Here is a 13,854-nt window from a genome sequence, read left to right as displayed (position 1 = left end):
CGCCGCCGCCCGCCCCTCGGCGCCCTCGACCGGCCCCGCCCGGCGTGGCAGCATCGGCGGCGGGGGGAGCCGGGCGGACTGCGAGGAGCTGGCGGTGGCGTACGACTTCGACGTGCTGGTGGTGGGCGGCGGGATCGTCGGCCTCGCCACCGCGTACGCGCTGACCCGGGCCCGGCCGGGGCTGCGGCTCGCGGTGCTGGAGAAGGAGCCCGGCTTCGCCGCCCACCAGACCGGCCGCAACAGCGGGGTGATCCACAGCGGCGTCTACTACCGGCCGGGCTCGTACAAGGCCCGGTACGCGGTGGCGGGCGCCGCCGAGCTGGTGGCGTTCTGCCGCGAGCAGGGTGTCCCGTACGAGGTCACCGGCAAGCTGATCGTGGCCACCGGCCCGGAGGAGCTGCCCCGGCTGGCGGCGCTGGCCGAGCGCGGGCGGGCGAACGGCATCCCCGTCACCGAGGTGGACCGGGCCGGGATCGCCCGGTACGAGCCGCAGGTCACCGGGGTGGCGGGGCTGCACGTCGGCACGACCGGCGTCTGCGACTTCCCGGCCGTCGCCACCGCCTACGCCCGGCTGGCCCGGGAGGCGGGTGCGGAGCTCCGGCTCGGCTGCGAGCTGCGGGCGGCGGCCCGGCGGGCGGACGGCGTGACGGTGCAGACCTCCACCGGGGAACTGCGCTGCCAGGTGCTGGTGAACTGCGCCGGGCTGCACAGCGACCGGATCGCCCGGCTGGCCGGGGACGAGCCCGGGGTGCGGATCGTGCCGTTCCGCGGCGAGTACTACGAACTGACCGAGGGGCGAAGGGACTTGGTGCGCGGCCTGGTCTACCCGGTGCCCGACCCGGTCTTCCCGTTCCTCGGCGTGCACCTCACCCGGGGCGTCCACGGGGACGTGCACGTCGGCCCGAACGCGGTGCCCGCGCTGGCCCGCGAGGGCTACGACTGGCGCACCGTGCGCCCGCGCGACCTGGCCGGGACGCTGGCCTTCCCCGGCGCCTGGCGGATCGCCCGGCGGCACTGGCGGTACGAGGTGGGCGAGTTGCACCGCTCGCTGTCGAAGCGGGCGTTCACCGCCGCCGTGCGGCGGCTGCTGCCCGTGGTCGCCGCCGAGGACCTGGTGCCGGCCGGCGCCGGGGTCCGGGCCCAGGCCGTGGCCCGGGACGGCTCGCTGCTGGACGACTTCGCCTTCGCCGGTTTCGACCCGGCCGACCCGCGCTCCCCGCGCCGCGCGGTGCACGTGCTGAACGCCCCCTCCCCCGCCGCCACGGCCTCGCTGCCGATCGGCCGCGAGGTGGCCCGCCGGGCGCTGGCGGCACTGGAGGCCGGCGGATGAGCCCGGTCACAGCGCCTTCGGGAGGGGCCCGGGGTCCCCGTAGACTCGGGGAATTGTGACTGCCACCGCCCCGATCCCCCAGCCCTCGCCGTCCGCCCGGCTGTCCGCCGCGCCGGCCGGCTACCCCGCGCCGATGTACCCGCACAAGGCCACCGAGGCCCAGCACCGCGAGCGGCGCATCCGCAGCTTCCAGCCGCGCCGGGGCCGGATGACCAACGCCCAAGCGGGCGCCCTGGACCGGGGCTGGGAGGCCTACGGCATACCGATCGACGGCAGCCCGCTCGACCTGCGGGAGCTGTTCGGCGAGCTGCCGGTCACCCTGGAGATCGGCTTCGGCATGGGCGAGACCACGGCCACCATGGCCGCCGCCGACCCGGCCATGGGCATCCTCGCCGCCGACGTCCACACCCCCGGCCACGGCAACCTGCTCGGCCTACTGGAGCGCGACGGCTCGCGGAACGTGCGGCCGGCCGCCGGCGACGCCGTGATCCTGCTGCGCGACATGCTGCCGGACGCCTCGCTGGCCGGCCTGCGGGTCTACTTCGCCGACCCGTGGCCCAAGCCCAAGCACCACAAGCGCCGGCTGGTCCAGCCGTCCTTCCTGGAGCTCGTGCTGCCCCGGCTCGCCCCCGGCGCCCTGGTGCACTGCGCGACCGACTGGGAGCCGTACGCGGAGCAGATGCTGGCCGTGCTGTCCGCCTCGCCGGAGCTGGAGAACCTGCACCCCGAGGGTGACGGCAGCGGCTGGCTGGAGCCCGCGGACCACCCGGACGGCAGCATCCCCGGCTACGCGCCGAGGCCGGACTGGCGCCCGGTCACCAAGTTCGAACGGGCCGGGCTGGCCAAGGGGCACGTCGTCCACGACCTGCTGTTCCGCCGCCGCTGAGCCGCCGTCGGCCGTTCGAACAGGCCACCACGCGCTGACCGGGGGGCCGTTCCCCGGACGGACGGTTCGTCCGGAGTCCTCCCGACGGGCGGGTGCGGTGGCCTACCCTGTGCCGCATGGGCAGCCCGGCCGGCGGCGGGTCCCGGGCCACCGTCCAGGCCGCCGCCGACGCACCGGAGACGGTCCCGCGCACCGGCGACACCCGGACCATCCCGGGGCCCCGGAGGCGCCGGGCCCACCGCCTCGCGCCCCGGGCCGGCGCCGCTTCACCGCCACCGCCACCGGCCGGAGCCGCCGCACCGCCCCGGCGCGGCCACTCGGTGGCGGTCTCCTCCGTCACCGCCACCGCCGTACTGACCCTGGCCGGCTGCGGGGTGCTGATCCTGCACCTGGTCCAGCGGCAGACCGGCACCGTCGGACTGCTGGTCGGCGTCGGCCTGGCGATGGTGCCGCTGCCGTTCGTGCTCGGCGCCCTGGCCTGGCTCAACCTGACCGCCCGGGTGCCGCTGCGGCACACCGTGTTCTGCCTCGGCTGGGGCGCCTGCGCGGCCACCACCGTCGCCATCGTGGCCAACAACTGGACCGCCAGCTACCTGACCTCGCACCAGGGCCCGCTCGGCGAACTGCTGGGCGCCGGCATCGCCACCCCGCTGATCGAGGAGACCGCCAAGGCCACCGCCCTGCTGGTGCTGCTGCTGCCGCTCGGCCAGCGGCTGCGCTGCCACGGCCGCCGCACCGGCCGCCCCTGCGCTCCGCTGCTGCACCGGCTGCCGGCCCCCCGGCTCCCCCGGACGTACGCCCGCCGCCCGGCCGGTCCGCACGCCCGGGGCCGGCTGCGGCTGCGCCCGTACCTGCGCCCGCTGCCGTACCTGCGCCCGGCCCCGCCCTCCGGCGGCGGCCCGCACCGCCGCTCCCGGCCCCGCACCCTGGCGGCCGGGGTGGTGCTCGGCGGGATGACCGCCTGCGGCTTCGCCTTCACCGAGAACGCCCTCTACCTGGGCCGGGCGTTCACCACCGACCAGCGGCAGCGGCTGGACAGCATCGGCCTCGGCGATCCGCCCAGCCTGCGCGACTTCGACGGCACCGTGCAGACCTTCGTGCTGCGCGCCCTGCTCTCCCCCTTCGCGCACCCGCTGTTCACCGCGCTCACCGGGATCGGCCTGGCCGTCGCCCTGACCACCGGGCGGCGCTGGCTGGCCCGGCTGGCCGCGCCGACCGGGCTGCTGCTGGCGATGGCGCTGCACGGCACCTGGAACGCCGCCGCCGACCTCGGCACGGACGGCTTCCTGGTGGTGTACGGGGCGCTGATGGTGCCCTGCTTCGCCGCGCTGGTCTGCTTCGCGGCCTGGGCCAGGTCCCGGGCGGCCCGGCACGCCGCCCGGCGCGACAGGCGCTCCGCCGGGGCGGTCTGAAGAACCGATTTCCCATCTCGGCGACTTCCCCGTATTGTTGTGTTCACCGACGCGGGGTGGAGCAGCTCGGTAGCTCGCTGGGCTCATAACCCAGAGGTCGCAGGTTCAAATCCTGTCCCCGCTACTCAGTAGCAACGAAAGGCCCGGAGGATTCGTCCTCCGGGCCTTTCGCGTTCCCCGGCACGGCGAAGGAACGTTCTGCCGCGAAGCCGCAACAGGACCTGGGCCCCCGTCAGCGGAGACCTCCCGAACGACGGCGGCCCGGCCGACGGCCGCCGGGCGGGCCGCCGATAAATCCGTTGCCCTCCGGCCGGTGGGCTGCCTATCGTGGCGGCACACTGAAGGGAGGTGATCCTGAATTGAGTTCCATCAGGATGCGTGAGGTGGCTGCTCGCTAGAGCCGCCCCTGCCTGCGCGGGGTGAGGCCTGAGGCCTCCGGCAGGCGAAATCCATAGCAGTCACCCGGCCCGCAGGCCCACCGGTACATCCCCGGTGCCTCGGCGCCAGGCCAGTGCACGGGCCGGCGCGGAGGAGCAGCCTGCGGGCTGTCTGCGTTCTCCGCCGCCCTCCGGCGTCTTCCGCCGCTCTTGGTCCTCACCCGCGCCCGGTCCGGGGCGCCCCCGGGTCGTTCCCGCGGTGGGGCCGCGGCGCTAGAGTCGGCGCGGGTTCCGGAGCGGAGCGGCGCGGGCACAGGGGGTAGGCGATGGCGAAGGCGCGGCGGCGGAGCGGCACGACGGCCCTGCGGACGGCACGGTGGGCCGCGCCCGGGGCACTGGCCGGGACGGGCCTGCTCGGGCTGCTGCTCTTCTCGCTCGGCCGGGAGCAGGCCTGGCAGGCGTTCGGCGGCGGGCTGGTGGTGGCCGGAGCCTCGACGGTGCTCGGCGGCGCGCTGGGCTTCCTGTTCGGAGTGCCCCGGGTGCGCAGCGGCAGCGGCGAACCGCAGGGCTCGTACGCCCCGAACACCAACCTGGAGCAGGTGTCCGACTGGCTGACCAAGGTGCTGCTGGGCGTCGGGCTGACCCAGCTCGGCTCGCTCGGCGAGCGGCTGCACCAGCTCGGCACCGCACTGGCCCCCGCGCTGGGCGGGGAGGACGCCGCGGTGCCGTTCGCGGCGGCACTGGTGCTGTACTTCGTGGTCTTCGGCTTCCTGGCCGGCTGGCTCGTGACCAGGCTCGCGCTGCCGCAGGTACTGACCGACGCCGACCAGGCCCTGGACCTCTTCCTCGCCGGGCAGGACCGCGACCGGCGAGGCGACAAGGTGGGCGCCGACGACCTGCGGGTCCGGGCGATGCAGCAGCTCGGGCTGCTGGGGGGCAGCGCGGAGCAGTCGGCCGCGCTGGCCGCGCAGTTGCCGCCCGCCTCCTCGCCCTCGTCCGGGCCGGAGGGCGTGGTGGCCGAGGTCCGCTCGACCGCGCGCCGCTCGGCGCTGACCGCCGACCAGGTGCGGGCGCTGTACGCGGACGGCTCCGAGGGCCGCCGGATCCAGGCGCTCGCGCTGATGCAGGGCGACCCGTCGCTGGCCGACCTGCCGAGCCTGCTGGACGCGATCGAGCGCCCGCGCTCCGGCTTCGAGCAGTACCACGCGCTGCTGGCCGCCCGGGGGCTGCTCTCCCGGCTGCCCGGCGCCGAGGCTCAGCGGCTGCGGGACGCGGTGGCCGGGCAGTTGGTGCTGCCGGAGGGGATTCCGTACGGGTCGGACCGCAGCTGGCTGGCGGAGAAGATACTGTCCCGGCTGGAGGCGACGGCCTTCGTCCCGACGCAGCCGGCCCCACCCGCCGAGCCTGCCCAACCTGCCCAACCGGGACAGCCGGGACAGCCGGGACAGTCGGCCCCACCCGCTCAGCCCGTCCAACCCGTCCAGTCGGCTCCGTCGGCGGGCGACCACAGCTAGCTGCTGAACTCCTTGACGGTGAAGCGCAGTTCGGGCTGCTCCCAGGGCGTCTTGACCTGCGGCGGGCGGGTGCCCGTGCGCTCGGCGCCCATCTGGAGGTAGAAGCCCTCGGCGGGCGGGTGGGACACCACCTTGACCGAGGCGATCCCGGCGGCCCGGGCGCGCTCCAGCATGTCCGCGATCAGCTTCCGCCCGATGCCGAGCCCCTGGGCCTCGTCGGCGACGAACATGAGGTCCAGTTCGGCCGGTTCGCGGATCAGGCCGTAGAAGCCGAGCAGTCGGTCGGTGGTCGGGTCCGAGGCCAGGAACACCTCGTGCCGGGCGACGTACTCGGGGGTGACCCGGTAGCCGTCGATCATCGCCGCGTAGTCGCCGCGGTAGGCGGTGGAGGCCTGGATCAGCTCGGTGAGCCGGTCGGCGTCGGCCGCCCCGGCGCGCCTGATGGTCGTCTCGCTCATGCGGGCGAGTATAGGGGTGCTGACCAGGAGAGACCATTACTTTTCGGCGGCGGACCGGCGGCGGTGGTCGGCGGACCGCAGGACCAGGACGCGGCGGGTGCGGCCGTCCGCGGCGCGGGGGAAGCGGCGGATCTCGCTGGCGACGCGGCGCTCGCCGAGCGCGTACCGCAGCGGGTCGAGGTGGGCGCAGCGGAGGCCGTGGCCGTCGTGCAGCGGCTGGACGCGGACCTCGCCGTCCGGGGAGGTCACCCGGACGAGTTCCACCAGGGCGGCCAACTGCCGCTCGGGGCCGAACAGTTCGGGGTAGGCGAAGAGCAGGTAGCCGCTCAGGGTGAGCGCGAAGGCGCCGTCCGCGAACGGCAGCCGGGGCAGCGCGGCGGCCACGTACTGCTGCGGGTGCGCGGCCGAGTCGGCGGCGAACAGGCGGCGGGCGCGGTCCCAGCTGCGCAGGTAGCGGTCCGGTCGGCAGGAGCGCAGCGACGGGTACAGGTGCGGGCGGGCGGCCATCGCGGTGGCCATCGACGCCCGGGCCGCCAGCGCGTGGGCCGCGACCTCGGGTGCGGGGAGCGCGTACGCCGGGTCGGCGGCGATCACCCGGCAGCCGAGCCGGCGCGCCTCGGCGGCCAGGCCGGCCGCGCCGCCCGGGCAGTCCAGCACCGGGCCCGGCAGCGCGGCGAGTTGGGCCCGGGTGAGGTCGAACAGGTCGCAGTACTCGTCCAGCGGGCGGGAGGTGACCAGGATGTCCCGGCCCAGGGCGCCCGGGTCGGCGGGGGTGTGTGCGGCGGCCACCCGGCCATCCGAACACGGGCCGGCCCCGCCCGCATCCGGAGCACGTCCGGGGCGCGGGCGGGGCCGGTGAGGCGGGCGGGACCGGGGAGGGCCGCCTGGCCGGGAGGGCTGCGGGGTTCAGCGGCCGAGCAGGCCCTGGGCGGCGGCCCGGTTCACGTTGGTCAGGCCGCGGACCAGCTGGGCGGTGAGGATGATGAGCAGCACCCCGGCCAGCGAGAAGCCCGCGATCTGCCAGGCCCCCTCGACGTAGTAGACGTGCTGGACGTTGTCGCTGTCGTAGAAGTCGAAGACCCGGTACCCGCGCCAGGAGGTGAAGGCCGGGAAGATCCACTGGTAGAGCGGGTACAGCGCCATCGCCCAGCCGAGCAGCAGGAACACCAGCGACAGGGCGAAGCTGAGGACCGCCCACGGGAACATCACCACCTGGTAGAACGCGGCCTTCCACCCGGCCGGGTCCGCCAGCCGCGCGGTGATCGCCCCCCAGGTGCCCGGGCGGGTCTGGCGCACCGGCGCCGGGGCGGGCACGTCCAGGGCCAGCATGCCGCGCACCCGGGCCCGCTCCATCCGGCCCATGCCGCGGGCGACGGTGGTCAGGAGGGCGAGCACGGGCAGGCCGAGGACGGTGACGAAGGTGCCGACCCCCATGCAGAACAGCACGATCGAGACGGAGAAGCCGATGACCGACAGCGGCAGACCGGTGAGCGTGTAGCCGATCTCGCGGTAGTAGTGCTTGGAGAACGGCGCCCGCCAGACGGCCGGCGGCTCCTCGGTCCGGTGGGCCCGAGCGGGACGCGGGTCGTCGCCGTAACCACCGAGGACGTCCCACTCGCGGTCCTGCGTGCTTCGGCTGCTGCTCATGTCCCGGCCCCGGTCCCTCGTTCTCGACTGCTGATGGCATCAGTCTGGTCGAACGGCGGGCCGGGGAGGATCCGGAGGCCTGGCGGATCGGGGGTGGGGTTAACCCCCCGGCCTGCCCCCAGGTCCGCGTCGGACGTCCGCACCGGACGTCCACGCCGGACGTCCACGCCGGGCCGTCAGCCGGTCGCGCCGGTCCACTCGTCGGCGAGCAGCGAGTACAGGTACGAGTCGGACCAGGCGCCGCCCTTGTACAGGTCGTGCCGGACCCGCCCCTCCAGCTGGAACCCGAGCCGGAGCAGCACCTTGGCGGAGGCGGCGTTGTCCACGTCGACCCGGGCCGCCAGCCGGTGCACGCCGAGGGCCTCGAAGGAGAGCTCGCAGAGCAGGCCGGCGATCTCGCCCGCGTAGCCGCGGCCCCAGACGTCGCGGCCCAGCACGTAGCCGAGGTGGGCGGAGCGGTGCTTGCCGAGGGTGAGGGAGGCGTGGGCGATCGGCACGGCGTCCACCGGGTCCTCGGCGTCGTCGCGCCGGGTGACGGCCAGCCGGTAGGTGTCCCGCTCCGGCGCCATCGCCTCCTCCAGGTAGAGCTCGATCTGGTCGGCGCAGGTTTCGCGGTCGCGCGGCTCGAAGGGGAGGTAGCGGGTGACCTCCGGGTCGCCGAACAGCCCGTGCAGCGCGTCCACGTCGCCGGGGGTGTGGTGATACTCGCGGATGGCCAGCCGGGGGCCGGTGAGTCGTACGGGGACCATGGCAGCCGACCCTACTCCCGGCCAGCGGTTACCGTTCGAGCTATGAACGACGAAGACCTGCGGCTCGCCCCGCGCACCAGGGCCGCCGACCTGCTCGCCTGGGCGGCGGAAGAGGACCGCACCCCGGTGGCCGAAGCGCCGCTGCGCGCGGTGCTGGCCCTGCTGGAGCTGGGCGAGGGCAGGATGCACGACGGCTGGCCCGAACTGACCTCGAACGCGGTGGAGCACCTGCTGTACGAGCGGCTCTACCTGTACGTCCAACCCGAACCGGAGGCGGACCCGTTCGCGTACGGCGCCGCCGTCCGGCTGCTGACCGACCACCAGCGGGCCGCCAAGCGGCTCAACGCCAAGCGCCAGGAGCGGCTGCACGCCGAGGCCGAGTGGCAGGGGGAGGTCGCGGCCGGGCTGCTGCGCCGCGCCGACCTGGTGACCTGGCCCCGGCTGTACGCGCTGCTGCTGCACGCGTACGGGGCGGACGTCACGGATCCGGAGGCGGTGCGGGAGTGGCTGACCGGCTTCCGGGAGCTGGCGCAGGAGGAGCGGCTGGCCAGGTTCGCCGCACTGGCGCAGACCGGCTGGCTGGACGAGGTGGACGAGCAGGGATGGAGCCCGACCCGGGTGATCTCGGTCGGCATGGCCACCGACGGCGCGCGCCGGCTGCTGGAGCAGGGCCTGATGCGGCGCAGCTACCGCAACCTGACCGAGCTGACCGCGCTGGGGCGGCCGATGCCGGACGAACTGGCCGGGGACTTCGGGGCGTTCGAGGAGGCGGCGGTGGAGGCCGCGCTCGACCTGTACGGGGAGTGGACGGTGCCCGGGCTGCCGCGACTGCTGGTGGAGGAGTTCCCGGACCTCGCGCCGGAGCCGGGGCAGGAGGAGATCGACGCGTACCTGGCGGGGCTGGCGCAGGAGGAGTTCGACGCCCGCCTGGAGGAGCTGGCGGGATCGGCAGTCCCGGCGGACCAGGCAGACCCGACGGACCCGACGGACCCGACGGACCCGGCGGACCCGGCGGACCAGGCTCGGGAGTGACGCGGCGAAGCCCCGGCCGCCGGTGCCTTTCGGTTCCGGCGGCCGGGGCTTCGCGGGTGCGTCAGGGGTTGAGGCCGCGCTGCTGGAACCAGGTCTCCGGGTCGACGGGGGCGCCGCCACCGGGGCGGACCTCCACGTGCAGGTGCGCGCCGGTGACGTTGCCGGTGGCGCCGACCTTGCCGATCTGCTGGCCGGAGCCGACCTTGCCGGAGCCCTTGATGATCGAGGAGAGGTGGCAGTACCAGATCTCGGTGCCGTCGGGCAGGGTCTCGACGATCCGGTAGCCGTACGAGCCGGACCAGCCGGCCGAGGTGATGGTGCCCTGGCCGACCGCGTAGACGGGGGTGCCGGTGTCGGCGGCGAAGTCCAGGCCGGTGTGCAGGTGGGCCCAGTAGCGGGCGCTCTGGCCGTAGTGGGCGGTGAGGTGGTAGTCGCGCACCGGCAGGGTGAGGGCGGCGGCCTTGGCCCGCTCGGCCTCCTCGGCGGCCCGCTTGGCCTCGGCCTCCTTGGCGGCGGCCTTGGCCTCCGCCTCCTTCGCGGCCTGGACGCGGGCGTCCTCCTCGGCGGCGGTGCGCTGGCTGTCGGCCTGCAGCTGGATGCGGGCGGCGAGCGCGAGGCCGGGGTCGGCGGAGAGGGCGACCGGGGTCTCGTCCGGGGTCTCGATGGCGGGGGCGGCGGCCGGGGTGGCGGAGGCGAAGCCGGTGGCGCCCAGGGTGGCGGCGACGGCGGTGACGCCGAGCAGCGGGGAGGTCCCACGGACCTGACGCGGCATCCGGTGCCGGTTGGTCTCGGCCTCCGGGCCCGCGTACTCGGGGCCGTCCGGGCCGGGGTGGTCGAGGAGCCGGGTACCTGCTGCGAGGCCGGCCGGGTGTGCCGGGGTGTGCGTCGACGCCACGGAGGCGCGCTCCTTTCCTTCCTTCGCGCCTACCGGGTTAGCTGACGGGTTCGGAGCAGGAAGGTCTCCTACGGCCGGGCCGGAGCCCCGCCGATTCACCCCAAGGAACGTGGTTCCCCGGCTCCCTGACCTGCCCGGAGGCCGGTCGGCGGGATTAGGCGACGGCGCACGGTGCCGTCTGGGTACGGCGTTGAGGACCGCGCTGCGTTATCAAACGTTAATCCTAGGAGGCCCTGATTCCAAGCCGTTCGCCCGGGACGACCGGAGACGGACGGGGCGCTCTGGGACGCGAAGGGCGTTTTGTCCCCCTTGGGCCCCTTGGGCACGCTTGAACACCATTGACGCCACCTCACGTGATCGGACGTCAACGGACGGCCCTTCATTCAGGCACTCCCCGCCAACCTCCCCCGCTCCACAGGGCGCGAAGGCTTGACGGCTAAGGCTATTAGCCTTAGCTTTATGGCTATCGGCAGCACCGCCGAAGCCCCGCACCGGCAGCCCCCGGAGGCCCACCATGAACGCCACCAGCGCCCCCACCACCCAGTACCTCGACGTCACCGGCGGCCGCCTCGCCTACGACGACACCCGGCAGGGCGACGGCACCCCCGTCGTGCTGCTCCCCGGAATGCTCGACACCCGCGCCGCCTACCGGCACCTCCACCCGCTGCTGGCCGCCGCCGGCCACCGGGTCATCACCATGGACCTGCGCGGCTTCGGCGAATCCTCGATCGTCTGGGACGACTACTCCCCCGCCGCCATCGCCACCGACGTCCTCGCCCTGCTCGACCACCTCGGCATCGACCGCGCCGTCCTGGTCGGCAACTCCTACACCGGCGCGACGGTCGTCAAGGCCGCCGGCGACGCCCCCGAGCGGGTCGCCGGCATCGCCCTGATCGACGCCTTCGTCGAGAACCCCCCGCCCGGCGCCCTCATGCGCGGCGCCCTCCGCGTCATGGGCACCCTGACCGTCCACTCGCCCGCCTTCTGGGGCCTCTACCACCGCAAGCTGGCCTACCCGGGCGCCAAGCCCGCCGACTTCGACACGTACGTGGCCGGACTCGTCGCCGCCATGCGCACCCCCGGCCGCAAGACCGCCACCCGCGGACACGTCGGCGGGGACTCCGCGCCCGTCGGCTGGACCGCGGCCGTCCGCTGCCCCTCGCTCGTCATCATGGGCAGCAAGGACCCCGACTTCCCCAAGCCGGAAGCCGTCGCCGACCGGCAGGCCGCCGCGCTCAACGCGCGGAAGGTCATGATCGACGGATCCGGGCACTACCCGATGGCCGACAACCCGCAGGCCACCGCCGGCGCCCTGCTGCCCTTCCTCGCCGAACTCGCCTGAGCCCCGCCCACCCCGTCCGCCCACGTCAGCCCCACCCGCCCACACGCCCCGCCCCACCCCGCCACGTACGCCTTCCACCGACGGAGAGCCCACACCATGCCCCGAGTAGGACTCACCCCCGAGCAGGTCGTCGACCACGCCCTCACCCTCATCGACGAGCAGGGCACCGACGCCCTCACCCTGGCCGCCGTCGCCGCCCGGGCCGGGGTCGCCACCCCGTCGCTGTACAAGCACGTCAGCGGCGGCCTCACCGAACTGCGGCGGCTCATCGCCGTCCGGGTCACCGAGGAACTCGCCGACCGGCTCGCCGAGGCCGCCGTCGGCCGCAGCGGGGACGACGCCGTCGCCACCGTGCTGCGCGCCTACCACGCGTACGCCACCGAGCACCCGCACCGCTACAACGCCCTCCCCCAGGCCCCGCAGCCGGACGACGACCTCACCCGCGCGGCCGGCCGGCTCGTCGGGGTGATCATCGCCGTCCTGCGGGAGTACGGCCTCGACGGCGCGGAGGCGATCCACGCCGCCCGCACCGTCCGCTCCGTCGCCCACGGCTTCGCCTCCCTCTCCATCGGCGGCGGCTTCCAGCTCGCCGAGGACCTGGCCACCACCCAGAGCCGCCTCATCACCCTCCTCACCACCGGCCTCCGCACCTGGCCCACCCCCTGAGACACCGGCCACCGCACCGGCCACCGCACCGGCCGCGGCACGACCCGCCCGGCCACCGCACCGGCCGCGGCACGACCCGCCCGGCCTCCCACGACGACGGAACGGCCAGCGCCCCGGGTGACACATGCGCGAGAAGTCGGACCCGCCGACTTCCCGTGCGGCGGGCAGGCAGCGGCCTGGGGGTGGTGGGGGTGGACGGGTTAGTGTGGCCGGGCTGACTGGTGGTCATGACAGGGGACCGCCGACCCCTTGGCGGAGGTCCACGTGCCCGCACCGATAGCGAGGGCGCGGCGGTGGTACCTGCGGCTGCTGGACGGGAACGCCCGGGCCGCGCGGTACGCGCTGGGGGTGCTGCTCGGGGTGACGGCGGTGCTGAGCGTCCTGCCGATCGTGCTGCCGTACAGCTGGCCGCCGTCGGCGCTGGTGCTGCCGCTGGTGGTCGGCGGGCTGCTGTTGCGGCGCGGGCAGCTGCTGGTGCTGGTGTGCGCGGCGCTGGCCGGCGGGGTGCTGGGGGCGGTGGTGCGGGATCCGCTCGGGGTGCGGATCGGGGTGACGCTGGTACTGGCCGCGACCGCGGTGACGGTGCTGGCCGCGAACCGGTTCCGGCACCGGCTGGGTCTGCGCGGGACGCAGGGCGATTCGATGCTGCTGGAGCTGGCCGAGCACACCCGGGCACTGGCCCGGCTTCCGGAGCGGCTGCTCGACTGGCACTTCGACAGTGCGCTGGCGCCGGCCGGCGACACCTCGTTCTCGGGTGACTTCCTGCTGTGCGCGCACCGCCCCGAGGAGGATCTGCTGGAACTGCTGCTGGTGGACGTGTCGGGCAAGGGCAGCCGGGCGGCGGCCCGCTCGACGCACCTGTCGGGCGCGTTCGCGATGCTGCTGGGGCGGGTGCCGCCGGAGGCGTTCCTGCCGGCGGCCAACGACCATCTGGTGCGGATGGGCTGGGAGGACGACTTCGCGACGGCGGTGCACCTCGCGCTGCGCCCGGCGACGGGCGACTACCTGCTGTTCAACGCCGGCCATCCGGCGCCCGCGCAGTTCCGCCGGGCGGACGGCGGCGGCTGGGCGCGGTCGGGGCACGGCGGTCCGGCGCTGGGGCTGGTGTCGGGCGCGCTGTACCCGGCGGTGTCGGGGCGGCTGCGGCGGGGCGATTCGCTGCTGCTGTTCAGTGACGGCCTGGTGGAGGTGCCGGGTCGGGATCTGGACGAGGGGGTGGGCCGGCTGCTGGCGGCGGCCGAGCCGGTGGTGCGGCCGTGGCGGACGCAGCAGCAGCTCACCCGGGGTGCGGCGGAGCGGCTGGTCCGGACGGTGGCGCGGGACGCGGCGGACGACCGGACGCTGGTGCTGGTGCGCCGTCTGGGTCACCATTCACCCGCTTCAGCACCCGCTTGAGAAATAAGGTATGAAGAATTAAGTGCCCGTTCGGGCACCCAGAGGGCACCCACCCCCCGAGAGCGGAAAGGCCGGGTATCCGATGGACCTGACCTCGCCGTGGGTTCCCCCCTCCGAGGACGAGAGCCGGACGCCGCGCAGCAGTCCCACC

At 75.1% G+C, this 13,854-nt stretch carries 13 protein-coding genes, 1 tRNA gene and 1 riboswitch; of the genes, 9 read left to right on the top strand and 5 right to left on the bottom strand.

The window, feature by feature from the left end:
- Nucleotides 1-94: 94 nt before the first annotated feature.
- From lhgO to ACFVX9_RS26505, 5 genes are all read left to right on the top strand, one after another.
- Nucleotides 95-1,330, top strand: coding sequence for an L-2-hydroxyglutarate oxidase (gene lhgO / locus ACFVX9_RS26525; protein ID WP_387983765.1), 1,236 nt, complete (start codon nucleotides 95-97; stop codon nucleotides 1,328-1,330).
- A gap of 55 nt (nucleotides 1,331-1,385) precedes the next feature.
- Nucleotides 1,386-2,216 (top strand): tRNA (guanosine(46)-N7)-methyltransferase TrmB, encoded by an 831-nt coding sequence (trmB, locus tag ACFVX9_RS26520; RefSeq protein ID WP_387983763.1) that lies wholly within the window; start codon nucleotides 1,386-1,388, stop codon nucleotides 2,214-2,216.
- A gap of 116 nt (nucleotides 2,217-2,332) precedes the next feature.
- Nucleotides 2,333-3,628, top strand: coding sequence for a PrsW family intramembrane metalloprotease (locus ACFVX9_RS26515; protein WP_387983760.1), 1,296 nt, complete (start codon nucleotides 2,333-2,335; stop codon nucleotides 3,626-3,628).
- Nucleotides 3,629-3,678: 50 nt separating this feature from the next.
- A tRNA-Met gene (locus ACFVX9_RS26510) sits at nucleotides 3,679-3,752 on the top strand.
- Between the two features lie 579 nt (nucleotides 3,753-4,331).
- Nucleotides 4,332-5,519 (top strand): hypothetical protein, encoded by a 1,188-nt coding sequence (locus ACFVX9_RS26505; RefSeq protein ID WP_387983757.1) that lies wholly within the window; start codon nucleotides 4,332-4,334, stop codon nucleotides 5,517-5,519.
- Here ACFVX9_RS26505 and ACFVX9_RS26500 read toward each other — a convergent pair.
- The 4 genes from ACFVX9_RS26500 to ACFVX9_RS26485 all read right to left on the bottom strand — a co-directional run bounded on the left by ACFVX9_RS26500 (nucleotide 5,516) and on the right by ACFVX9_RS26485 (nucleotide 8,373).
- Nucleotides 5,516-5,977: a GNAT family N-acetyltransferase gene (locus ACFVX9_RS26500; protein ID WP_363376805.1), complete on the bottom strand. Its 462-nt coding sequence runs from the start codon at nucleotides 5,975-5,977 to the stop codon at nucleotides 5,516-5,518. The two genes, ACFVX9_RS26505 and ACFVX9_RS26500, sit on opposite strands and share 4 nt — an antisense overlap.
- A 36-nt stretch (nucleotides 5,978-6,013) precedes the next feature.
- Nucleotides 6,014-6,766: a hypothetical protein gene (locus ACFVX9_RS26495; RefSeq protein WP_387983755.1), complete on the bottom strand. Its 753-nt coding sequence runs from the start codon at nucleotides 6,764-6,766 to the stop codon at nucleotides 6,014-6,016.
- 117 nt (nucleotides 6,767-6,883) lie between these two features.
- Nucleotides 6,884-7,624, bottom strand: coding sequence for a sensor domain-containing protein (locus ACFVX9_RS26490; RefSeq protein ID WP_387983752.1), 741 nt, complete (start codon nucleotides 7,622-7,624; stop codon nucleotides 6,884-6,886).
- Between the two features lie 176 nt (nucleotides 7,625-7,800).
- A complete protein-coding gene (locus ACFVX9_RS26485; protein ID WP_380562552.1) occupies nucleotides 7,801-8,373 on the bottom strand; it encodes a GNAT family N-acetyltransferase in 573 nt (190 codons plus the stop codon).
- Nucleotides 8,374-8,415: 42 nt separating this feature from the next.
- Here ACFVX9_RS26485 and ACFVX9_RS26480 point away from each other — a divergent pair, with 42 nt between their 5' ends.
- On the top strand, nucleotides 8,416-9,405 hold the full coding sequence (locus ACFVX9_RS26480) for a hypothetical protein (protein WP_387983748.1): 990 nt from the start codon (nucleotides 8,416-8,418) through the stop codon (nucleotides 9,403-9,405).
- Between the two features lie 61 nt (nucleotides 9,406-9,466).
- Here ACFVX9_RS26480 and ACFVX9_RS26475 read toward each other — a convergent pair whose 3' ends face one another.
- The gene (locus ACFVX9_RS26475; RefSeq protein WP_380492494.1) at nucleotides 9,467-10,300 is read right to left on the bottom strand and encodes a M23 family metallopeptidase; all 834 of its coding nucleotides are present in this window, start codon (nucleotides 10,298-10,300) and stop codon (nucleotides 9,467-9,469) included.
- 12 nt (nucleotides 10,301-10,312) lie between these two features.
- A riboswitch (cyclic di-AMP (ydaO/yuaA leader) is annotated at nucleotides 10,313-10,471 on the bottom strand.
- A 343-nt stretch (nucleotides 10,472-10,814) separates the two neighbouring features.
- On the opposite strand from ACFVX9_RS26475, the gene ACFVX9_RS26470 reads away from it, so the two are divergent.
- From ACFVX9_RS26470 to ACFVX9_RS26460, 3 genes are all read left to right on the top strand, one after another.
- A complete protein-coding gene (locus ACFVX9_RS26470) occupies nucleotides 10,815-11,642 on the top strand; it encodes an alpha/beta fold hydrolase (RefSeq protein WP_387983745.1) in 828 nt (275 codons plus the stop codon).
- A 96-nt stretch (nucleotides 11,643-11,738) separates the two neighbouring features.
- Nucleotides 11,739-12,308, top strand: coding sequence for a TetR/AcrR family transcriptional regulator (locus ACFVX9_RS26465; RefSeq protein WP_387983743.1), 570 nt, complete (start codon nucleotides 11,739-11,741; stop codon nucleotides 12,306-12,308).
- A 264-nt stretch (nucleotides 12,309-12,572) separates the two neighbouring features.
- On the top strand, nucleotides 12,573-13,703 hold the full coding sequence (locus ACFVX9_RS26460; protein ID WP_371517601.1) for a PP2C family protein-serine/threonine phosphatase: 1,131 nt from the start codon (nucleotides 12,573-12,575) through the stop codon (nucleotides 13,701-13,703).
- Nucleotides 13,704-13,854: the final 151 nt, after the last annotated feature.

Origin of the sequence: Kitasatospora sp. NPDC058243 (genome assembly GCF_042882025.1) — a bacterium.
Taxonomy (GTDB): domain Bacteria; phylum Actinomycetota; class Actinomycetes; order Streptomycetales; family Streptomycetaceae; genus Kitasatospora.
Note: the sequence above shows the minus strand (reverse complement) of the source record. Positions and strands in the feature narration are given on the sequence as shown.

Coding starts and splice junctions, on each gene's coding strand:
- ACFVX9_RS26515 (WP_387983760.1), top strand. CDS start 2,333: ATGGGCAGCCCGGCCGGCGGCGGGTCCCGGGCCACCGTCCAGGCCGCC.
- ACFVX9_RS26505 (WP_387983757.1), top strand. CDS start 4,332: ATGGCGAAGGCGCGGCGGCGGAGCGGCACGACGGCCCTGCGGACGGCA.
- ACFVX9_RS26500 (WP_363376805.1), bottom strand. CDS start 5,977: ATGAGCGAGACGACCATCAGGCGCGCCGGGGCGGCCGACGCCGACCGG.
- ACFVX9_RS26490 (WP_387983752.1), bottom strand. CDS start 7,624: ATGAGCAGCAGCCGAAGCACGCAGGACCGCGAGTGGGACGTCCTCGGT.
- ACFVX9_RS26485 (WP_380562552.1), bottom strand. CDS start 8,373: ATGGTCCCCGTACGACTCACCGGCCCCCGGCTGGCCATCCGCGAGTAT.
- ACFVX9_RS26480 (WP_387983748.1), top strand. CDS start 8,416: ATGAACGACGAAGACCTGCGGCTCGCCCCGCGCACCAGGGCCGCCGAC.
- ACFVX9_RS26470 (WP_387983745.1), top strand. CDS start 10,815: ATGAACGCCACCAGCGCCCCCACCACCCAGTACCTCGACGTCACCGGC.
- ACFVX9_RS26465 (WP_387983743.1), top strand. CDS start 11,739: ATGCCCCGAGTAGGACTCACCCCCGAGCAGGTCGTCGACCACGCCCTC.